The sequence below is a fragment of the Thalassoglobus neptunius genome, from assembly GCF_007859735.1.
GTDB classification, from domain to species: Bacteria; Planctomycetota; Planctomycetia; order Planctomycetales; family Planctomycetaceae; genus Thalassoglobus; species Thalassoglobus neptunius.
This window is the reverse complement of sequence record NZ_SIHI01000001.1, coordinates 756,257-779,132: the sequence shown is the minus strand read 5'-3', so window position 1 is coordinate 779,132 and position 22,876 is coordinate 756,257. Positions and strand designations below refer to the sequence as shown.

Annotated in this window: 16 protein-coding genes; 1 reads left to right on the top strand and 15 read right to left on the bottom strand. The window is 53.3% G+C overall.

Annotated elements, in window-relative coordinates; translation table 11 throughout:
• Nucleotides 1-39: 39 nt before the first annotated feature.
• From cyoE to KOR42_RS03120, 15 genes are all read right to left on the bottom strand, one after another.
• Entirely contained in the window at nt 40-993 is a 954-nt protein-coding gene (cyoE, locus tag KOR42_RS03190) for a heme o synthase (RefSeq protein ID WP_146507165.1), read from the bottom strand.
• A complete protein-coding gene (locus KOR42_RS03185; protein WP_146507164.1) occupies nt 990-1,964 on the bottom strand; it encodes a COX15/CtaA family protein in 975 nt (324 codons plus the stop codon). Before KOR42_RS03185 ends, cyoE begins: the two co-directional genes overlap by 4 nt.
• 123 nt (nt 1,965-2,087) lie before the next feature.
• A complete protein-coding gene (locus KOR42_RS03180; RefSeq protein WP_146507163.1) occupies nt 2,088-3,923 on the bottom strand; it encodes a cytochrome c oxidase subunit I in 1,836 nt (611 codons plus the stop codon).
• A 45-nt stretch (nt 3,924-3,968) separates the two neighbouring features.
• The gene (locus KOR42_RS03175; protein WP_146507162.1) at nt 3,969-4,847 is read right to left on the bottom strand and encodes a cytochrome c oxidase subunit II; all 879 of its coding nucleotides are present in this window, start codon (nt 4,845-4,847) and stop codon (nt 3,969-3,971) included.
• Between the two features lie 33 nt (nt 4,848-4,880).
• On the bottom strand, nt 4,881-6,377 hold the full coding sequence (locus KOR42_RS03170; RefSeq protein ID WP_146507161.1) for a c-type cytochrome: 1,497 nt from the start codon (nt 6,375-6,377) through the stop codon (nt 4,881-4,883).
• 23 nt (nt 6,378-6,400) lie between these two features.
• Nucleotides 6,401-7,396 (bottom strand): hypothetical protein, encoded by a 996-nt coding sequence (locus tag KOR42_RS03165; RefSeq protein ID WP_146507160.1) that lies wholly within the window; start codon nt 7,394-7,396, stop codon nt 6,401-6,403.
• A 21-nt stretch (nt 7,397-7,417) separates the two neighbouring features.
• A complete protein-coding gene (locus tag KOR42_RS03160; RefSeq protein ID WP_146507159.1) occupies nt 7,418-8,290 on the bottom strand; it encodes a cupredoxin domain-containing protein in 873 nt (290 codons plus the stop codon).
• A 5-nt stretch (nt 8,291-8,295) separates the two neighbouring features.
• Nucleotides 8,296-12,498 carry a c-type cytochrome gene (locus tag KOR42_RS03155; protein ID WP_146507158.1) on the bottom strand — a complete coding sequence of 1,401 codons (4,203 nt, stop codon included), beginning with the start codon at nt 12,496-12,498 and terminating at the stop codon, nt 8,296-8,298.
• A gap of 63 nt (nt 12,499-12,561) precedes the next feature.
• Nucleotides 12,562-13,923, bottom strand: coding sequence for a cytochrome b family protein (locus KOR42_RS03150; protein ID WP_146507157.1), 1,362 nt, complete (start codon nt 13,921-13,923; stop codon nt 12,562-12,564).
• A gap of 58 nt (nt 13,924-13,981) precedes the next feature.
• The gene (locus tag KOR42_RS03145) at nt 13,982-14,755 is read right to left on the bottom strand and encodes a cytochrome b N-terminal domain-containing protein (RefSeq protein WP_146507156.1); all 774 of its coding nucleotides are present in this window, start codon (nt 14,753-14,755) and stop codon (nt 13,982-13,984) included.
• Between the two features lie 62 nt (nt 14,756-14,817).
• A complete protein-coding gene (locus KOR42_RS26410; RefSeq protein ID WP_197440810.1) occupies nt 14,818-15,921 on the bottom strand; it encodes a QcrA and Rieske domain-containing protein in 1,104 nt (367 codons plus the stop codon).
• A 199-nt stretch (nt 15,922-16,120) separates the two neighbouring features.
• Nucleotides 16,121-17,248 (bottom strand): tRNA epoxyqueuosine(34) reductase QueG, encoded by a 1,128-nt coding sequence (queG, locus tag KOR42_RS03135; protein WP_146507155.1) that lies wholly within the window; start codon nt 17,246-17,248, stop codon nt 16,121-16,123.
• 165 nt (nt 17,249-17,413) lie between these two features.
• Nucleotides 17,414-18,262, bottom strand: coding sequence for an ABC transporter permease (locus KOR42_RS03130; protein ID WP_146507154.1), 849 nt, complete (start codon nt 18,260-18,262; stop codon nt 17,414-17,416).
• Between the two features lie 47 nt (nt 18,263-18,309).
• Nucleotides 18,310-20,211 carry a carbon starvation CstA family protein gene (locus KOR42_RS03125; RefSeq protein ID WP_146507153.1) on the bottom strand — a complete coding sequence of 634 codons (1,902 nt, stop codon included), beginning with the start codon at nt 20,209-20,211 and terminating at the stop codon, nt 18,310-18,312.
• 251 nt (nt 20,212-20,462) lie between these two features.
• Complete coding sequence (locus tag KOR42_RS03120) at nt 20,463-21,335, bottom strand: fumarylacetoacetate hydrolase family protein (RefSeq protein WP_146507152.1); 873 nt, start codon at nt 21,333-21,335, stop codon at nt 20,463-20,465.
• Nucleotides 21,336-21,515: 180 nt separating this feature from the next.
• On the opposite strand from KOR42_RS03120, the gene KOR42_RS03115 reads away from it, so the two are divergent.
• Nucleotides 21,516-22,799, top strand: a complete 1,284-nt coding sequence (locus KOR42_RS03115) for a lactate racemase domain-containing protein (protein WP_146507151.1) — start codon at nt 21,516-21,518, stop codon at nt 22,797-22,799.
• Nucleotides 22,800-22,876 lie beyond the last annotated feature (77 nt).

Below are 22,876 nucleotides of genomic sequence, written 5' to 3'. Positions count from 1 at the left end.
CGCGGAACTCAAATCCGCATCAATTTCAGACAACTCGTACTAACTCAACAGCCGGAGGTGATCGAAGGCTAATGCCAGCAAGACTCCCGGAAGATAGAACAATGATGCAAACAAAACGCGACGTGCCTGCTGCCGTGACTCATCCTTTGCAAACTTCCAGGAAGATCTTGCGTAGATGAATCCAAGAATCAGTGCGACCACCGCGTAAAAGTCTCCTGCCAATCCATAGTGGCGTGGAAGAAGACTGATTGGAATTAACACCAGCGAATAAGCAAACGCGACGCGACCGACCATCTGTTCACGCCCCGAACCCGGGACCATCTTCAGTCCCGCGCGAAGGTATTCGTCGCGATACATCCAGGCAATCGCCAGAAAATGCGGAAACTGCCAGACGAACAGAATTGCAAACAATGAGAACGCAACCATGTTCAGCTGTCCCCCTGCTGCTACCCAACCAAGAACCGGTGGGGCTGCTCCCGGGATTGCACCAACAGCAGTGCACAACACCGAGTAGCGTTTCAGCGGAGTGTATAAGCCAGCGTAAAGAACGGTTGTTCCGAGGGTCAAAACGGCGGTCAACATGTTGACCGTCAAAACAAGGTACAAAAAGGAAGAAACCGAACAGACAATCGCAATCAGATAAACCTGCTGAACGGTCAGCTTGCCAGCAGGAATCGGACGATTCTTCGTGCGAGCCATTCGGGAATCGGTTGTCGCTTCGATGGCCTGATTAAAACAGCTCGATGCGACAACAGCGAGGAAGACTCCCACACTGGCATTCAGTAAAGGCCACAGTGTCCATTCACCCGCGGAGCCGAGCAGATAGCCAACTCCCATGGAGAACAAGACCATCAACGCAATCTTGGGCTTGGCCAGTTCTCGATAGTTTTCCCAGAGTTTACTGAGAGAAAATTGAACGTCCACGTGTTCCAGGTCGGCAGCGGTCTGCGGAACTTTCGAAGGAGCAACTGGATTCGCGACAGAAGTACTCATTTAGGACCTCCCTCTGTCACGAGTTGTTGATCCTGGCGACGAAGCACGACAGGTTCTTCTCGGTCAAAGATCGAAAGATGGTCAACGCGAAGAACACGTAACAGGTGAACAATCGCATATTGGAACGTCACGATTCCCCAAACAGTGTGGACTGTCCGGAGCGTGACTTGTTGAATTGAATCAGAGACAGCAACGTATCCCATCGGGGCAAACCCAAATCGAAAGATCCAGGCACCAGCTCCGAGCAAGACTTGCCCCAAAGCGATCAGTGCCAGAATCGTTGCTGATCGTCGAAGCCATTGGCTCGACGAACCTCCGCAGTTGATGAAGTTGAAGAAAATCAATGCCAGCGACAAGATCCCGAGTCCAAGGTGCTCGTGAAGACCTGTCCCGCGGTGGCGAATGAGTCCTCCAAGAAAATACTGAAGCCCAAGAACGATCACGATTGCGATCGCGAGGACCTTCATCATCCGCATTTGCCCGCGAGATGTTTCAGTTTCGGGCGAACCCCATCCCGGACTTGTGAGTGCGATGGCTGCTCCCATCAGCGAAAAGACAATCGCTGCAAAGGAGCCGTGAAGCATGGCCAAACCTCGTTCGTCCAACTGAACACGGAAGCCGCCGAGTAAACCCTGGCAGATCACTCCGATGAGAATCGCAATCGACAGCATCTTCACTGCACGGCTTTGCTTGAACGCATAGGCAGCACTGACGAGTGCGATTGACCAGATACCAATCAACATCCCCGCGAGACGATGTCCATGTTCGAGGAACTTGTCCCAGTTCCGGGCGAAATCAGACAACCACGGATAAGTGAGCATCGCCTGACCATCTGAGGTCGGCCAGTCCCGAAATGCCATGCCAGCGTTCTTGGACGTCGTCAACGCACCGAACACCAGCGTCACCATCGCCACGCATAACGTGGAGATCGCAAAGCGATGAAATCGAGTTGTTGCTGACGATGGAGCCATGGAAACCGGAATGAGTTCGGGATGCTTGGAATTCAGTGGATGTTGAGTGAAGGTGAACCATTTGAGAGAGAAATGAGCCGGGCAGCGGCAAGCAGGTCTCTGACGAACGGATCGGACAATGTGTTACGCCGGAGCTGGTTCAGGGTCCTGTTGAGGAACAGGTTTCGGAGCTTCAGGCGGTTCGGTTTGTGGCCAGAAATCGGATTCGCGATCCGGATGAGAATACTCGTATGGGCCGCGATACACGATTGGAGGAATATCGAAGTTGCCATGACCAGGAGGCGATGGAGCCGTCCATTCCAGACCATTGGCATTCCAGGGATTCCGGCCAGCTTTCTTACCGAAGAACCAGCTCAGAATGATGTTCCCGATCAGGATGAACTGTGCGAAGCCCATCACGCATGCACTGAGCGTCATGAACTGATTAAGCGGCAACAGGTGCTCAAGGTATGGATACAGGTATGGGTCCGCGTAACGACGAGGCATTCCTGCAACACCCAGCAGGTGCATTGGGAAGAATGTTCCATTGAAACCAGCAAACGACAGGAAGAAGTGAAGCTTGCCCCAGCCTTCGCTCATGTAACGCCCGAACATCTTCGGATACCAGAACTGAATCGCTCCGAACACGCCGAAGAGTGTCGCTCCGAAAAGCACATAGTGGAAGTGGGCGACAATGAAGTAGGTATCGTGGATGTAAATGTCGACAGGGACTGCAGCCATGAAGATACCAGACAGTCCACCAACGATGAACATACTGATAAATGCCACACAGTTAAGAAAGACAACATTGAAGACGGGACGTCCGCCCCAGATGGTTCCGATCCAGTTGAAGACTTTCACCGCTGATGGCAGAGCAATCATGATGGTTGACACCATGAACGTCATTCCCAAAGCAGGGTTCATGCCCGAGATGAACATATGGTGGCCCCAGACGATGAATCCAAGACCAGCAATCGCTGCCAGCGAATAAACCATCGGCTTGTAACCGAAAAGCGGTTTGCGGCACATGCACGACAGCATGTCGGAAACCATACCCATCGCTGGCAAAACCATGATGTACACAGCAGGGTGAGAGTAGAACCAGAACAGGTGCTGCCACAAGAGGGTTTGTCCTCCACCAACTGTGGGGGCAGCGTTATTCACGACGAGTCCTGAAGGAACGAAGAAACACGTTCCGAAGACTCGGTCAGCCATCAGCATAAAGCCAGCAGCGGTCAAAACGGGCAGAGCAAACGCCTGAAGAATGGCCGTGATGAACATTCCCCAGATTGTCATTGGCATTCGGAACAGCGTCAGTCCGGGAGCCCGCATGTTGATGATGGTCGTCATGTAGTTGACGGATCCCATCATTGACGAGACCCCAACTAAGGTCACACCAAGCAGCCACCAGAATTGTGCCCAACCTGAACCAGGAGCGGCTTCTGGAATTGCAGAAAGCGCTGGGTATGACGTCCACCCGGCGGCAGGACCGGCGTTCGGTCCCAATCCGTCGTTGAAAACCATACTTGCAGCGAAACAGAAGGCTGCCGGCCACATGATCCAATAGCTGAGGGCATTCAGAATTGGGAATGCCATGTCGTCAGCACCGATCATGAGCGGGATCAGAAAGTTCCCGAACGCTCCGGCGAGCACAGGGATGATCACGAGGAAGATCATCACTGTCGCATGCATCGTAAAGAGCATCGTGTAAAACTCTGGAGAAACCTGTCCACCGGCGTTGGCAAACAAGGCACCCAGAATCGGCATATTTTCCCACGGAAATGAGAGTTGCCACCGAACTCCCAGTGCCAATGCACCTCCGACCATCAACATCAGGATGGTGGTCAGCAAAAACTGGATCCCGATCACTTTGTGATCAGTCGACCAGAACGGCACTGCTTTCAAAAGCGCAAGGCGGTCTTCCCCATGGGCGGAATGGCCATGATCAGAAGAACCAGCTGTGGCTGCGATAGAACTCATCGCATCACTCCAATACTAATCTCTAAGTAAACTCGGAAAAATCCGTTATTCAGCAGCGACGTCTTCACTGTTCTCGACGCGGTCGTAATTTTGCTCCTCGTGGAGTCGGTGGAGATAGTCGAGAAAGTCTTCTTCAGATTCGGCGACAAAGCGGGCTTTCATCTTGTAGTGGCCCCACCCGCAAAGCTCAGCACACAACAACTGGTACGTCCGTTGCTCATTCGCTTCCAGCCAAATGGGAATCACCAATCCCGGAACGGCATCTTGTTTGATGCGAAGTTCTGGAAGGAAGAATGAGTGTTGAACGTCCATCGTCTTCAAGTTGATCATCACAGGCGAACTCGACGGCAAATGAAGATCGTTCACTGCGTAGAGATCTGTTGCTTGTGGTTCCGGCATCAATGGAAGCAGATCGCCGGTTTCAGGATCAAATCCCGGGTATCGAATCCGCCACTCGAATTGTCGGGCGGTGACTTCTGCAAGAGCGAGACTTGAGTCCTCATCGCGTTCCTGTCCGAGACGCTCCAGAACGGATCTCATCTTCTGCTGTGGAAACGCATCCTTCACACGATACTCAGCCCAGACGTCCATCTGGTACAGGGCGATGAAGAGAAGGATGAAGGCAGGAACCACACTCCAGATGACCTCAAGTTCGTGGCTTCCATGAGAAAACCACGCTTTGTGTGAGGGATCTTTGTCGGTATCAGCAGCACCTCGAAAGAGGACATAGGCCAGCCCAGCCTGCGTTCCGATGAAGGTGATCGCTGAAATGATCAAAATCATATAGAACAGGTCGTCAATTCGTTCGCCCAATGGAGACGCTGAGGCTCCAGGGAACCACCATCCCAAGCTGGGAGAGGCCAGACAAACGATCACAGCCAAAATGGGCCAGAATGTAAAGAAACAACACCAAAACCACTTCACGGCAAGAGCCTCTGCAAGATGAAAAGCAAACTCTTATTCGAACGAATGAACAGCGACACCTTCCGATTCAGGAGCCGATGCTCCTGGATCCTGACCGGGGAGATATCCATCCAAAGGAATGCTGTAGATGTAGTTGACGAGATCCCAGATGTCTTCATCTGTCAATGGAGACGATGGATCTTCTGGATCCGAGCGTCGCACTAAGGTTGCAAATGGAGGCATCGGAGTTCCTTTGATGCCAGCGTAGATCCGTGAGTACAAATCAATCGGACGACGACCTCCGCGATAGGTTCCATTGTGAAGGTTTCGTGGTTTGACTAAGTTACCCCAGTCGTCATGAAGTCCCGGAACAGGGTAGTCGTCGCCGTTCTTCATTTTCGCAACTGCATAGATCTGCGATCCGTTTCCGTAGCCAGCTTCACCGTGACACTGAGCACACTTCAAACTCTCGTTTAGGTAAAGCTCGCGTCCTCTCGCAATCGACTCTGGAGTGTAAGGCACTCTCGGGGAGATCGGATGAATGAGGGCGTCTTCTGATTGGCTCGCTTCCCAATCATTAGCGATCCGGCTGACGATCGTATCAACTTCGTAGTTGAATTCGTCAGGGTCGTTCACACGTTCAATGAACTCATCGCGGATCGACTGATAGGATTCTCCATCCGCCACTCGCTCACGAATGGCTTCCACGGAATATCCTTCGTCCGAAATCAGCGAGATCAACTGATACTCGAGTTCGCCACGCATTGATAACCAGAGGACATACTCGACAATCGATGTCATTTCCTCTTGGGTGAGCAACTTGAAGGACGGCATGTAGGTTCCAGGAACCCCGTCTTCAATGACTTTGCTCAAATCTTCGCGGGCAGCCCGGTTTTCTCTTTTCGTCGTCGTGAACTTGAAAACACCGAGACGATAGTCACGTGGTTTAGGATTGAGGTACGGAGCAGTTGGTCCGTTTCCATCCCCAGTCACACCATGGCAGTGCTGACAGTGTTCGGCATACAGCAGGCGGCCCTGAACGAGGACTTCACCGGGGCCGAGAACGACTTGATCACCATTGAACGGGAGATCATGCAGCGGGGTTTCCAGTCGCACGGTCTGCGTTTCGGCGTCCCAGTCAGTCACCCAACTGCTCGGGAAACCTTCCAAGGGGCCATCAAGCCAGAGGAGTTCGGTTCCTTCGCCAATGTCAAGATTCTGACTGTTCAGGTCGAGCTCGAGCTGACGGACCGAAACCGGGCCGGTAATCGAAGTCCTGGGAGTTCCGGCTGCTTCTTCCTCCTCTTTGACTTTTTCGTCAGAGGGAATGTTGTCAATGACAACCGTTGCGGTCGCAGTGTGCTCCTTCAGCGGAAGACGGTCCCAAACAACCATGTCCGTCGGTTCCCCAAAGTGGGATTGCAGAACCTGATTGACATAGTCCTGTGCATAGGGAGCCAGGTCTTCAAACTCAGCACGGTGCACGAACTTCGGTTGTTCACCGCAGCCAACGCAAAGACTGATCAATAAGACTGTGAAAGACGTTCTCACAGGAAAGCCTCTACTTCTGAAAATTACTGCGCCAACTTCGACGCATCGACTTCGAAATTGATTTCAATGGGCGGCGAATTGGGCGCTGCCTTGATTTTGACTGATCGTTCAACGTATCCGACTGCTTCTTGCCAGACGACGAATTCCCATTCCCCCTCGGGAAGGTTTGTGATTTCGAAGTAACCGTCGGCATCGGTGACACCACCCCAAGGATGTTCCAGTGGGAGGACCCAGGCACTCATCCAGTTGTGGAAATCACACACGACGTTGGCGGGCAATCTTTCCGCAGCCTGAAACGAATATTCCTGATTGCTTCCGGGTGGAATCGTGTTGTTGAACTGATTCGCAAAACCTTTCACATTCACGTTATGGGCCACCGGGTCGGAGTTTTTCAAGTCGACCTTTTGACCAACACGCAGAATTGCCGCATGTGGGACAAAGACACAGCCGTCCTGGTCGATAACAGCTGCTTCGTCACCAGGTTCGGGAATTCCGCTGCGTGGTGGCTTTTTCATGTAGACGAAGACATTGGCCAGTCCTCCGCCTTCGGAGGCAACAACCGTTTCATTGGGAACGGCGTGTTCGGAGCAAATCTGATCTTTGGTCGGGGCGCCTTTTGCGAGCAGCGGCGGAAGATCCGGGGCTGCCCCCTTGACGGTCACGCGACCGATAAACTTGGCTGGTCCTTCGACAATTTCTGCACTCGGTGCAGCTGCGGTCGAAGGAGCAGTCTCGGATGCGGAGGTTGTTGTTTCAGGTGCTGCAGAATCGCTGGAGCTGGTCGTGGCGGCCATCTCTCCAGATGTTGAAGGTGCGCTCGAGGTTGCCGGTGCTTCTGCTCCTTCTTCGGGTTCCGGGGCCTTTTTGACTTCACCAACGGAAATTTCGATGTCAGCTGCGTTTTTGACCTTCGTCGACCGGTGATCCGCTTCGGGAACACATCCAACCGCCATCGAGAGCAGAGCCAGAAGGCTGCAGGCACTCAAGGTCGAAATGTTGTTTCGGGATTTGTATTTCATTTCTTCAGCTTCCAACAACTTTCAACCAGCAAGGTCGGCGGCGTCAACGGACAATTCGAGAGGGGCAGACTCTCCACCGGCTGGGATTTCAACTTCTACGGAACGTTCAATGTAACCGAGTTTTTCGTGCCAGATAACAAACTCCATCTTCCCGGCGGGCACATTCTCAATTGTGAAAGACCCGTCAGGATTCGATGTGGTTGCCCAAGGGTGGTCGACTGGAAAGACGTAAGCCTGCATCCAGTTATGAAAATCGCAGATCACCCCAGCTGGGACTTTTTCGGCAGCACTGAAAGTGGTTTCGACGTCAGACTGATTGTTCGGAGGAACGGTGCTGTTGAAAGATCCTGCGAATCCTTTGACGTTCACGTTGTGTGCGACGGGGTCAGAGTTCTTGAGGATCACTTTCTGACCGGTCTGAACAACTTGAGCGTGTGGGACAAAGACGCAGCCTTTCTGGTCGAAGACGACTGGTTCTTCTTTTGGGGCTGGGACGTCGACGTTCGGAACTCTTCGAAGATAAACGAAGACATTTCCGAGTCCTCCGTCACTCCCAACCACAGTCTGGTTCGGAACGGCTTCCGCACTGCAGATCGCGTCTTTCGTAGCAGCCCCCTGTGCAAGCAGGGGAGCGAGAGTCGGAATCGATCCGCTCACGGTGATGCGACCTGAAAGGGTGCCGAATTCCGTGATCTTGGGGCCAGCTGTTGATTCGCTTTGCGCTTCTTCATCTCCGGAACCGGCTTCGCGTAGCAAAGTCACTTTCACAGGTGACAGTGCTCCGCCTCCGAATCCCTCACGACGGACTGAAGAATCGCAACCGGACAGAATCAGCGACGAAAGAAGGACGCACTGGAATCCGGTCGGGAAAACCAGGTTGAATTTGCAAGGCATGTGCATTACTCAGCACCTCCCGTGGACGTTGTGGGTGGTGTCGACGTTTCTGGGTTGTAAGTCGTCGGTCCATTTTCCTCGATCAAACGCGTGTAGTTGAACAACGCATCGATGACGGACTGGGCCTGACGTGGGTTATCACCGCCGAAGAGGTCTTTCATTTCCGCTGGCTTATCAGCAGGAAAGTTCTCTGGCATCGCGGTGTATGGATAAATCCAGTTCGGCTTGTAGATCCAGAGCTGAGTCCATTCTGGACGAAGTCGCTGTTCGACACGTTGGAGATTCGGGCCTTTGACCTGTTTCGGATCATTGACCACGTTTCCACCGACGTTGTGACACTTCCGACAGAGCGGACCATTCAACACGTACCATGACGCTGTCAGGTAGTCTTCCTTGGCGTCAGGATAATGAGCTTCGTAAATCTCCTGGTGAAGTTCCTGATATCCCTGCTGATTCTGCGGGACGAGTTGGTATGGGAACGGAACACCATCTTTGGCGGAGAAGTAGTTGGAGAGAGTCCGGGCTTCTTCGTCCGACATGTTGAAGCGAGGCATTCGCAAGACCGTCGTTCGTCGCAGTGGTTCAGGGTTCTTGAGGAACTCATAGAGCCACGGTGTGCGAACCTTATGACCTTCGGCCACAAGTGTCGGAACAGATGCCTGCCATGCGGCATTGAAGTCGTTTCCGCCGGGTGTCTTGCTGAGTTCCGGGGCGAGTTTGTTAACAAGCCATTTTCCGAAATCGCCGCCTCGGCCATCGATACGACCGCGGAACTGGGCTTCGGTGACGGGAACCGCTTCCCCGGGAAGAATGTATTTTCCTTCCTCAACTTCGAAACCATCCCAGAATCGCAATGAGTAGATTCGGAACTCGGGGTCTTCTTCTTCTGGATCAGGAATCCCTTGGACAAAGGCTGTGGCCCGATAGACCGCCTCTTCGTCTCCGTAGGCATCCGTGGTCGTTTCCCCAGTCGCTCCCTGACCACCTGCACCCATCGGTTTAATGTGGGCGAGAAGATCGAACGCTTCCAGGTAGTCTTCCATCAGTGATTCGCCACTGACCGCCTTCGCATTCAGCAGATCAGGATTGATCGAGAACTCGAGCGAATCCATTTCGAGAACGTGACAACCGGTACAGTTGTATTTCGCGAGGAGTCGTTCTCCCTCGAAAATGGCTTCACCAGCTTCATCTGGGCGGAACTGATATTCAGGGGCTGGTGGCCGGGCGATGAGACCGAGGACGAACGTGGAGACCGCTTCGATCTGATCGGTATCGAACGGGAACTTCGGCATTCGAAGGCGTTCGTCCCAGTTCTTGGTTTCGGTTTTCTTGTAGTCGTAGCTTCGTGGCTGTCGCAGTTTCTGCCACAGGAAGCCTGGGCGACCGTGAGTGATTGCACTCTTGTACAGAAGGGCTTCGGTCAGGTCGTTCTCGTCGACTTCACCTCCAGCGAGGGCAGCTTTGACGATCTGTTCCATTCTTTCGGCAGTGCTGGTGCCGAGTTCGCTGTCATGTCCATGCGAATCAGCATGGTCATCATCGTGACCGTCTTCTTCGTGGTCACCCTCTTCGCTCATTTCACCGTGATGGTGGAGGTATTCGTGGATGTGCTCGAAGGCCAGTTTCGAAGTGTCTTTTCGACCCCAGTCGTTCAGTGCAGCGCCGATGGGGCGAGCGTTTTCGAATCCGGGGATGTCGTGACATCCGTAACAACCATATCGGGAGATCGTTCGACGACCGACGTAGACGAGTTGTCGTTCTTTCCACTCTTCGGGAGTGACTTCTTCTCCAAACTCTGCAGGTGCGAGTTCGATTTCGTCCCCTTTGAAGTAATCGGAGAGCGAAACGCCTTCGCCATACATCGATTCGGTGACATCGAGTTTTCGGTTTTCGAAGACTCGGCTGACTCCGGCTTGTCCGACGACTTTCGAGAGATAGAGACGGACGAGGTCGTCAAGCGGAGTGGCTGCAGTGACTCGCAGAATGACTTCGCGGCCATTTCGCAGGATCTTGACCTGGACTTCTTCGCCCGATTCAAGTGTCTTCAGAAGTTCGTGGTAGTCATCGACGGAACCGACAGGAGTTCCAGCGACAGAGATCAAGATGTCTCCGGGTTGAATTGGAGATGGTCGCCATTTTTCACCAGACTGAGCTTCTGCTCTTGAGGCGGGAGTGCCTGCAACGACTTCATCAACAAGGACTCCACGGTATTGCTCTTGTGCGAGGCCAAGTTGCTCAGCATCACGTTTGCTCAACTCGACGACGACGAGACCCAGGTCGATCGATGCCTGAGGAAGTTCCGGAAACTCGCCGGGTCCACCTTGAAGCAGGTAGGCGGTGATGTCAGCGGCGGGGTCAATGTGATCGCCGGAAAGTTCATCTGTGTAAGGATCGAGGTAGAGATCCGGCATTCGAGTCCGCGCATGATATCGGCTCGGTTCCTTGATCCAGGTGTACATCCACTGGAAGCCTTCTTCACCCGGTTTGATTTTCTCGTGAATGCGAGAGAGGTCCGGACCGAAGTTGGCGTCAATTCCCTCGAATGCTTCGCCTTCTTTACTGTGACAGGCGAGACATCCTCTTTTCGCGAAGAGTTCTTCTCCACGCTTGGGATCAGGTGTGTAGTCAGAAGCGGGAGCTTCAACTTTGAACTCTTCCGACTTGTCCAACAGGTAGCGCGTGATGCCGGCAATTTCGACGGGCTGAAGGAGTTCAGCCATGGCATCATGCTGGTTGGTCAAATCGAAGAATTGCGGCATGCGTGTTGTTGGACGAAAACGCTTCGGTTCTTCTGTCCAGTACGCGATGAACTGTTCTGTGGTTTTGGAAGCGATGTAGCGGAGCGATGGTCCGACTTTTCGCATTTCCCCGGCGATTTGATTCGGGTCGGCCTCAATCGCCGCCAGTTCTTCCGGGGTGTTCGGTTCGAGTCGGAAGTCGGGTCCGACAGGTGTCGTTCCGCCGTAACCATTGATTTCATGACAGCCGAAGCAACCGTAGTCGCGAATCGTTTCCCAACCCTTGAAGAGTTTCGGAGCGGTCGCACCATATTTCTCATTGATGCCGAGTTCGACAACGCTGTGATGGCACTTCAGGCAGCTCGATTCGATGAACTGCTCTGGGTGCATCGGATCTTCCCAGAAGTGGTTCGAATGCCAGTCGTACTCTTCTTCCCACTTCTTCGCGATGGCTGGGTTGGAAGGGCTGTGTTCAGCATTCTGGAAGCTTGTTCCGGAACCATCTCCTCCGTGACAAACAGTACACCCGAAGTCGTTCACGGGATGCGGGCTGGTTGCGGTGAGGTAGACATCTGGAGAGGGATGAGAGCAGAAAGGTTCTTCGTAGTCATCACTTGGGTAAGTCGGTGTCATGCCGACGACTTGACCATTTTCACGGATGACACTGAAGTCATCGATGTTCACATGGCAAGTTCGGCAGCGGTCGACTCGTTCAACAGTCACCATGCCGAGTTCTTGTTCCAACCCGGATGGCCAGTCGTATTGAATCTTCAGGTGCGGGTTGAATCCGTTGATGATCGGAAGTTCTTTGAACGATCGCTTGAGAGCGACAAACCAGCTTTCTGGTCGCAGCTGATTTCGTCGCTCAGCGAGGCTGTCTTGTGCAGAGCGCACATCACTCAGTTGTGTAGCAGCTTCGTCCAGTTCACGACGTTCGGAAGCGATTTGGCTTTTGAGAGCGTCAAACTCCGCTTGCACGGTCTGGTATTCGAGAGCAGCTTCGCGGGCGGCTTGCTCTGCAGCATCGAATGATGCCTTGAATTGAGCGAGGACGTCCGGGGCGCTTTGGTCACGCACTTTGATGTCGTAATCCGCACGGGCTTTGTCTCGCTCCGCGTTGCGGGTTTTCGACTCTGTGGCCAGGATCTCGACACGACCCTTGAGCGTGTTCGCCTGCTTTTCGAGTTCCGCAATTTCGTCAGAACGGCTTTGCCATTCGGAGTCGAGAGACTCGACTTCGGCGGTCAGCGATGCGATCTGCGCCTGGTACTGTTCGTCGTCGTATTGTTGACGTTGCTTGTCAATCAATTCGACCTGGAGACGTTCCGCTTCACGCTGATAATCGCGCCAAGAGCGGTTTTCGTCTTTGTACATCATCAGCAGCGTCGCACCCAGAAGTGCAATTGCGCTTCCGGCGAACACCTTGTGCATTGTTGGCAAATTACGCCAATACTGTTCAGTTGCTGGCATTGCTATTCAGTGTCACTGCTGCGCCCGGAGTCGGGAAATCAGACCTCGGGCGTTCACAAAAAACTAGATATTAAAGAACCACTCTGGAATCGCGACGATGTATTTCAACCGAAACACCCATCTGAGGACCATCTTCAAAGGAAGTGAGGCCATCAGCAGGACCAGGTTGGCCAAAACCATGTATCGAACGAAGCCCATCTTAACGTAGAACTTCTTGAAGACCGTGACCGCCATCAATGGAGGGAGCACGAACAGGTACGCGAGCGTCAAAAGGATCCCAAGCCACTCACGACTGAGAATCGTCAGAACTTGTGAAAGCCCCGGAGCTTCGGCGTCAGGCTTCGGCAATGGCTGCCCCAATCCGTGCCAGAAGTACTCTGACAGGTTCACGTTATTGAGAACTTCGAGTTTGTGGACATCCCAGTACTCGTAAAGTCCGAACATGTTCCAGTTGGGGCCACGGATGAACGTTCCCAGCACGATCATTCCCACCCACAATGGCAGAAATCCGAAGAGGAACGTGATGATGGCGAATTTTCGCTCATCAAATGTGTAGTAACCGTTCCCTTTGGTGTTGAAGTCGATATACGGAATGGCCATCAATCCGACGAGAATCACACTCGGAAGGACAACACCGGCCATCCATGGATCGTAATAAACGAGCATTTCCTGAAGGCCCAGGAAGTACCAGGGAGCCTTGGAAGGATTTGGTGTTTTCACAGCTGAGGCAGGCTCTTCGAGCGGTGCTTGAAGTGCGACACCCCAGACGATCAGCAAAGATGTGACCAGAATCATGCAGATCATCTCGGAGTAAACGAGATCGGGCCACACGAGGACTTGGTCGGACAGTTCTTTCTCAGCCAGTGGACGACCTTCTGCGATACGTTCGTCGTTGTCATTGGCTTTGTAGAAGTACAGCCAGGTTGTAAATCCGACGAGGTAGAGCATTCCGACAATCGGAACGTTGTCCGGCTTTCCGACGATCTGACGGAAGTCATAGTCGGTCATACTGACAGCTAGGAAGAGGACGCTCAGATTGAAGAGAATCCAGGCGACTGTCGGTTGGACCCACCATTTGCGGAGGGCGATAATGGCGATGAAAATCACCAACGACAGGCAGAAGAAGCTGATCGGATTCGCGATCACGGTGTCTGCCGCCACCTTAAACCACGACGGAAGCCGCAGCAGAAAGGACGATGCATCGGCCGAGAACACCAGGTGCACAGCGGCCAAAACGAGCAGCAAGGCGGAATAGATCGCCCAAAACATTGATTTTGGGAGATGATCGATTCCGAACATGCGATTGTAATAGCCGTCATGCTTATGGCTGCGGAATGTCCAGCAGATGTTCAGAAGAGACATCAGCAAGTACAGCCAGCCAAGGCCACGAATCACACTAATTGTTAAGTCAGGATGAGGTTCCATAGTTCCCAGTCACCACAAACAATAGAGGGCTCAAAAATCCCGATTTTGACAGACCACTTTAAAGAGGCTGACTGATTCCACCGTCTTTACGAACCCTCCAGAAGTGAATGGCAATCAAACCAGACACAACAATAGGAATAGCTACGCAGTGTAGAATGTAAAAACGATTGAGTGTTTCTTCACCAACGGTTCGTGCTCCCAGCAAGAGGAAGCGAGCATCACTGGCGTTCGTAATCAGATCGAAACCACCAACATTCAGAAGCTGAAATCCCGGACCTTCATGCCCGAGGAAGGGAGTCGCACGTGCCATGTTCGATCCCACCGTGATCGCCCAGATGGCCAGCTGATCCCAAGGGAGCAGGTATCCAGTGAACGAGAGCAGGAGGGTCAACACCAGCAGCAAGACCCCGATGACCCAGTTGAACTCTCGAGGAGGTTTATAGCTTCCCGTTAAGAACACCCTGTACATGTGGAGCCAGACGGTAATCACCATCGCGTGGGCTCCCCACCGGTGAATCTCACGCATGATTCCGAGTGTATTCACGTCTCGGAGTGCGCGGATATCGGTGAATGCCCATTCCAGCGTCGGACGATAGTAAAACATCAAGAGCACTCCCGTGAGTGCTTCGACGAGGAACAGGAAGAACGTAATTCCTCCCATACACCATGTGTAGGAAAGAGCGATTCCGCCTTTTTTCGCTGACACAGGGTGCAAGTGCAGGAAGAAGTTCGTCAAGACGACGACCGCGCGATTCCTGCGATCATACGGAGCAGGATGGCGAAAGATACTTCGCCAGATCTGTGATTTCCGAATGTATTCCGTAACCGACATACCTGTACCCGGTGAGGACCATCAACCGTGAGGAAACAGCGTGCTGACCTGCACGCTCAACACTAAGCCAATTCGTAGGACTTGGGGTCAACCCACTGTCCAAGTTCTTCTTGAAACTTCACACTCTTATCGACTTCCAGCAAACCATCGGGAGCAAGTTCGATCCCGACACGTTCGAGAGGTCTTGGAGCTGGGCCCTCGAAATTGATTCCGGTGATGTAGAATCCGGAACCATGGCAAGGGCACTTAAACTTCTGCTCACCTTCGAGCCAGTTTGGCGTGCAACCCAGATGTGTGCAGACCGAGGCGAGGGCGTAAATCATCCCGCGTCCGTCGTATTGATCGGTGTTGACAATCCAGATTCCGCGGCTCGCCTTGAATTTCTCCGAAACCGTTCCCGGTGGGAAATCTGACGTTGGGCCAACTTTGAATCGTGAAGGCAATTCGAGCACCATATTCGGCATCATGAAACGAGCGACGCCAAGTGCCCATAACCCCGCGATTGCTGAGACAGAAGCCCAAGCAAACGCGAAGGGAGTAATTGTTGCTGCAGCGAAGATTCCCCAGAACCCTCTTCGGGTTGTCTTTTCTGCCTTCTTGGGCAGTTTGGGCTTGCCAGCGACGGGCTTGCCGGGCGTGACTTTCGGTCGAACCGGAGCACCGGATTTCTTCGCTTCGGTGACGGCTGCCACCATGTCTTTCAGCGCCGGGAGATCACCAGCTTCTGCGGGCTTGGCAGGGGCCTTGCCCTTCGGAGCAGCTTTCGCTGGGCTCGGTGATGAGCCAGCAGCTGCGGCTTTTTGAGCACGAGCAGCCGCGAGGATGTCGGCTGTCGACTTGGGGGCTCCTCCTGCAGCAGGAGATGGTTTTGCACCACCACCCTGTTTTCGTGCTGCAGCAAGAATATCCGCAGTCGACTTCGGAGCGGCTGGCTTCGGTTCGTCTCCGGACTCTTTCTTTCCTCCACCCTGAGCGCGTGCGGCAGCAAGAATGTCTGCTGTCGACTTGGGCGCTGCTGCAGGTTTGGATTCAGAGTCGGCTGGAGATGACTCGCCGGAAGCTCCTGCCTCTGAGGATGGAGCTTCTGCTGAACCACCTTCGCTCTTTTTTTTCCGAGCGAGTGCCAGAATCTCTGCTGTCGTGAGCTTCTTTTTTTCGTCCGACATGATCTGGAGAGCTGAAGAGTTGATCGTGAATGTGCGAGCGCGACCAGCTACGATGAGGGTCGACTCAATAAAGCGCCAATCATGTCATGTCGTTCTAAAACCAGCAACCGATTCATCTTCGGATGTAAGTGATTTCTCAGAAGAAGGAAACGAGCGGAAATTGCTCTTCCTGACCGTGGGAAGTGATCGGAAAATCGCTTCAATCATGCGATCCGCTCATGAAATGAGTGATCGCCGACCGGACCATCTCGTCGGTTTCGAGTGATTCCTGGGAGCGAAGTGCTTCCATTGCTTTCTTTGTTCTGATCTTCGCAAGTGCCCAAACACATGCTTCCCGCACAATTGGCGAGGCGTCTCCCAATCCCGCAATCAGGACATCCTGCGACTCGCTGTCTCGACTGTTTCCGAGAACAATCGCGGCGTTGCGGGCCATTCCGACTCGGCCCGGGCGAGAGAAGGGCGTTGCTCCGAATTCCGTTTGAAATTGTTCGTCGTCAATTTCGAGGAAGTGAGCCGCGTCTTGAGGAGTCCGGCCTTGGTCTCGGAACTCGGATAAGTCCGTCTCGCTCTGTTTTCGGTTCCATGGGCAAACGTCCTGGCAAACGTCGCAACCAAAAATCCAGTCACCCATGCCCGAACGAAGGTCCACTGGGATCGGTTTGTCGCGGAGTTCAATCGTCAGGTAAGAGATGCATTTGCGGGCATCAAGCGAATAAGCGTCGGTGAACGCGTTCGTTGGGCATGCTTCGAGGCAACGCGTACAGGTTCCGCAGTGGGAATTCGAATGTGGCGGGTCCGGCTCGAGTTCCGCGTTTGTCAGGAGTGCGGCCAGAAAGAAGAAGCTCCCGATGTGTTTGTTGATCAGGAGGGTGTTCTTCCCAAACCACCCGAGTCCCGCGAGTCTCGCAAAGTCGCGTTCCAGCAGTGGGGCGGTGTCGACGACGACTCGAGTCTTGGCACCGGGGGACGTATCGTGGATTGTTGATGCGAGCGGTTTCAGTTTTTCTCGCAGGACATCGTGATAGTCGTTTTGTGAGGTTGCGTATTTGGCAACTCGAAAGTTGTTTTCCTCGCCTGAACTGTCGCTGCCATACGTCGCAGCGACGATGATGATCGTTTTGACGTTCTGAAGCACGTTGGAAGGGTGTTCGTAGGCAGCCTCACGACGTTGCATGTACCCCATTTCGCCGTGAAATCCAGAGTTCAGCCACCTTTTGAAGAAATCGAGAGTGTCTGGACGTGCGGCAGGGGTAATCCCAACAAGCGGAAACCCAAGTTTCCGTGCCGTTTGGCGGACCTTGTTGGAGAGTTCACCTGCGTCATTCATCGTGAGGTTGAGGGCTTGCCAGCAAACATGCCGGTGCGAGTTGAGGCGAAAACGTCAGGGCAATTCGTCTCTGGACGCTGCCTTCGCAATCGCAGCGTTCCTCGGAAGAAGTGAGTTCAGGCGGACGCCGAGAAACCATGAACGGAGTCAAGGGTTGGTAATGCTCTAGCTGCTGGCGCTGCGGTAGTTCGAGAGCGACCATTGGAAGATTTTCCGCGAGATCAACACCATGACGAGTGTCGAAATGGGGGCAATCACGAGAACGGTCCAGTTTGGATCGAGGGCTTTTCGTAACAGAAAACGGGACGGAACAGTCACGACAAGAAGGATCGGAATGATGAACGAGAAGCCGAACCACAGCATTTCTCCGCCGAACGACTGCTTGTAGAACCCTTGTGGATAGCGAGCAAAGATCGTGATGTAAAACCAGAAATCGTAGAGTCCTTGGTTGCGTCCAAACCAGACAGACGTGCTCGCCAGTGCGATCATTAAGCTGTAGAAGAAGGCAACGCCGACGAGTATCAATAACAGGTAGGTCACGACCCGGCCGATGGAGAGTTCGATTCCGGTTTTCGAGATCGAATACCACAGAAGGGCCAGTGCGAGGAGCACCTGATTGATCATCGCGAAATTGACCTTCTCAAACGAGATCAAGAACTGGGTGTCAATCGGTTTGAGGAGCGCGAAGTCGAGATCACCGGTGCGAATCAGTTCACTGAAATTTGCGCAATTCGGCATAAAAAACGCCTCGACGAGAGCGTTGATCAGCATCCCGGTGGCCATGAATGCGAAGTACTCTTCCCGCGACCAGTCCTGAATCGTCGGCACGTGACGATAGATCAAGTCGAACAATACGAGCTGGGCTGAGAACCAGAACGCGCGGGTGACCAACTCAATCACGAAATTGCTGCGAAAGGTCATTTCGCGAATCAGCGAATTGCGGAAGAACATTCCCCAGACAGCCAGATAGTTCGGGCGAAATGTTTGCGGGGGCTGTGGACTGTCGTCGGTCATAGCGGCGTTTGAAATTCAATTCTGCGGGTAAAACGGCATGAAGCTGTTCAACAGTTCGGGCCGCTGGCGGTTGCCAGTTGGGCGGAATTCTGCAGCGGAGGAAGCTGAGGCTCCAGAACTCCTTTGACTTTCGGCCAGAGCAGAAATCCTTCGACAATCATCCACACTTGAAGTCCGAGCACGACCGTTCCGAAACCAACGAGGAGGTAATCACCGCTGCTCCACCAGCCGCACATCTGATATCCCAACGCCAAAGCTGGCATGAGAAGCATCATCAGCATGGGGAGCACGGCGAACAGAACAGGTTTGCTGCGGCGCCAGAGATAGAATACCAGAACCATAAACGCCAGTCCGGCCAGCAATTGGTTGGTGGCTCCGAAGAGCGGCCAAAGGATCAGTCCGCCGGTTCCGGGAACTCCAGTCGGACCCGGAAGAATGGCGACGACGAGACCGAGGATGACTGCTGTGGCAGTGGCTCCGTATTTGTTCTGAAGCGGAGGAACCGAGAAAGTTGCGCCGAGTTCCTGGATAACATATCTTTGAAGCCGCGTGGCGGAATCGAGAGTTGTGGCAGCGAAGCAAGCGACCAGCGTCGCGATAATCCCGATTCCGAAACGGAGCGGAATTCCAATCGCTGCGAGGAAATTCGCACCGCCTTCAACAAACGCTCCAACTGTGTCAGCCAGTCCGAATTTCTTCCAGTCGCCTTCCGAATTGTATCGAGCTTTCCAGGCGGAATTTCCGGTGATCGGGGTGTTGTCCGCATTCATCGATTGTTGAAACGTCCCATTCTCAAGCTGAGAAAATTTTCCCATCCCGACTCCAGCGGTGCAGGCGAGAATCACAATGACTGCGAGTGCTCCTTCGAGAAGCATCGACCCGTAAGCGACGTATTGGGCGTCTTTCTCGTTTTCGACTTGTTTGCTGCTCGTCCCGCTACTCACCAGACAGTGGAATCCGCTGCACGCTCCGCAGGCGATGGTGATGAACAGAAAGGGGAAAATCGGAGGAGCATGAGCGGGGAGTTCGCTTTTGGCGACCACAGCAGGAGTGCTGGCCACAAGGTCTGCCTTTCCGGTCATGCCAGCGATGCACAAACCTCCCACCAGTAAAATCAGGGCGACAAACAGTTGGTGGCTGTTCACGTAATCTCGCGGTTGGAGAAGGAGCCAAACCGGCAAGACGGAAGCGAGGAAGCAATACGCCATCAGAATCACCGTCCAGGCGACCGTTGGATTCACTAGCGGAAGTGCGACCGGAAGCGTTGTCTCTGCAACCTGCAATTCGACATTGCTCGAATCGGCAACTTGGACGAACTGAATCGGGAAGTACTCGACGCCGATGAAGATCGCTCCGTAAAGTGTCAGAAGTGCCGCGATGGAGGGAATGAGCAGGTCGCCGTTTCTCTTGTAGGCCCAGTATCCGATGCCCATCGCGATCGGCATGGCGATCCAGACTGACAACACCGAAGCGGGGTACATGTCGAAGACTTTCGCGATCACCAGCCCGAAAATCGCGAGCACAATCGTCAACGCGAAGAACAGGATGAGGAGAAAGAGTACACGCGCTCGTCGATTGATCAATCGTCCCGCAACTTCTCCCACGGTTTGGCCGCGATTCCTCATCGAGACCACGAGGGCTCCCAGATCGTGAACAGCGCCGATGAAGATTGAACCGAGAACGACCCACAATAACGCCGGAAGCCAACCCCAGAACACGGCAATCGCCGGGCCCACAATCGGACCGGTTCCCGCGATGCTCGTGAAGTGATGACCAAAGATCACTTGCTTCTTCGTCGGAACGAAATCGACGTCGTCCCGCAGTTGTTTGCTCGGGACCTCGGCATTGGGATCAAGGTCAAAGATTTTCTGGGAAAGCCAACGTCCGTAGGTGTGATACGCGACGATGAAACCGAAAAACGAACCAATTGCAACCAGCAGTGTTGTCATTGAACAGTGATCCTTGACGACATTCGAACGCTTGTCCCCAACTTTTTGGCCAGAGAATCATAGTAGCGAATCATAGTCGAGAGATAAGTCAGTCTTGAAGTGACTTCCGGCATGGGGGTGAAGCGTCGGATGTCCGCTTTCGTTCACCGTGGACGAACCACGAGCAATTCGGGACCCATTTCCGCTCAATCAATCATCGGTGCGAGATCCGGTTCCAGTCAATCCGGAACACTTTCATCGACGTTCAACGTTTATTGAGGGCCGATCACAGGATTCGAGAGAACCCCCAGTCCAGAGACTTCGACCTCAACTGTGTCTCCCGGTTGCAGCCAGACTTGTGGGTCCCGTCCCATTCCGACACCGGGAGGAGTTCCGGTGAAGATGATGTCTCCGGGTTGGAGTGTGACGATCTGTGAGATGTACGCGATCACTTCGTCGATTCCAAAGATGAACTCACGCGTATTTCCGGTCTGCATGCGTTCGCCGTTCAATCGCAATGCAAGTTCCAGATTGTGCGGATCGTCAATTTCATCGGCGGCGACAAGCCATGGACCGATTGGAGCGAAGGTGTCCGGAGTTTTTCCAAGGAGCCATTGCTTCCCCGGTTTCCCAATTTGCCAATCACGAGCGGAGACATCGTGGCCATTGCAATACCCGGCCACGTGCTCAAATGCTTTCTCTTTCGGGATTTCGTAACCTGCTTTCCCGATGACGACGACGAGTTCTGCTTCGTAGTCCACCTTCGAGGAAACTCGTGGAAGTCGGATCGCTTCTCCCGGGCCGATGATGGAGTTCCCAAACTTGCTGAAACAGACCGGCTCTTCAGGAATGTCCATTCCTGACTCTTCTGCATGGTCGCGATAGTTCAGACCGATGCAGATAATCTTCCCCGGATCGGGGATGGGAGCCATCAGTGTCCCGTCGATGCGCAGTTCGGTTTGCAGCCCGCGCTGCAGGGCCGCTCGACATTTCTCCAGCCCGTTCGATTGTTGCAACAACTCACGCATTGAGTTCGGAATCGATGGGTCGATTTGCGTCAGTGGAAGAAATCGCTGTTCCCCTTCGGACTCAACAACTGCCACGACTACAAATCCCGAATTCGTCCTCAGAGTCCCCAGCTTCATAATGTGTCCGTTCCTGCCTTAATATCAATTGTGGTCGATGCAAAAACTCGTGACATTGACCATACTGTATCGGGAAGAAAATCGATTCCTTCTTGTTTTCGTCACACTCCCTCATGGCGACTGTTCCGCAAAGTATAGCTGTTTGATCACGATTCGTTGAGTTCACAAAAGGTCTCATTCATGGCATTTCCCCGTATGGTGCGGATCCGACAAGACTTTGAACGCGTTCGAGTCGATGATGTCACCGCCTCGACCGTGCAGCAACTACAAGCACAGGACCTGGGCGAAACGGTTCTGGCGGGGCAGACGGTTGCGATCACGGTGGGAAGTCGTGGAATCGCGAACATCGCGACAATTACCAAGGCAGTCGTTGATCATGTTCTGTCGCTGGGAGCGATTCCATTTATTGTTCCTGCCATGGGGAGTCATGGGGGAGCAACGGCAGAAGGACAGAAGCGAGTCCTGGAAGGATTCGGAATCACCGAAGAATTTCTCGGGTGCGAAGTCCGTTCGTCGATGGCAACTGTCGTCGTCGCTGAGACCGAACACGGGATTCCTGTGCATTTCGACAAATACGCGTCCATGGCCGATCACGTGATCATCATGGGACGGATTAAGCCTCATACCGGTTTTGTCGGTGCGGTGGAATCAGGGCTTCACAAGATGATGCTCATCGGGCTCGGTAAGCACGAAGGAGCCTTGACCTATCATCGAGCGATCAAGGACTACGATTTCGAAACGATTGTCAGAGCTGTCGGTCGAGTGGTCATCGAAAAATGCCGCGTTCTGACGGGAATCGCAATCGTCGAAAACGCCTACGACGAGACAGCCCTCATTGAAGCTGTGGCTCCAGCGGATTTCTTTGAGCGCGAACAAGCTCTCTTGAAACAGGCGATCGAGTGGCTTCCACAGCTTCCGTTTTCTGAAGTGGACCTTCTGATCATCGATCAGATTGGAAAAGACATCAGCGGGACCGGGATGGACACCAACATCATCGGTCGCAAGTACAATGATCATGTGGCCACGGAGAAAGACTCTGTGAACTGCAAGCGGATCTTCGTTCGAAGCCTTACTGAAAAAACAAACGGGAACGCGACCGGTATCGGGATTGCAGAGTTCACTCTTCAACGGTGTGTTGATCAGATCAATATGGAGTCGACTCGCATCAACTGCATCACCAGCAGTCATCCGACGGGTGCGATGATTCCCTGTGTTTATGCCAGCGACAAGAGGGCAATTGAAGACGCTTTGAGAACGATCGGACTGACTGAACCGGAAAACGCGAAGGTGGTCCACATTCGCGACACGCTTCATCTGGGAGAACTCGAAGTGAGCGAAGCTTGTCTTCAAGGATCTTCAACACGGCCATTGACCGTTATCGGGGACCCGAGCGAGATGGACTTTGACGACGATGAAATGATGCGGGAGATCGTTCCTTCAACGATCGATGTTTCTTCCGTTTGACATGTTCTCGGAGTTGTTCTGTTTCAAGGTTGTGCTTTGCTCGCCATCTCTTGGTGACGACTGATGATTTCATTGCG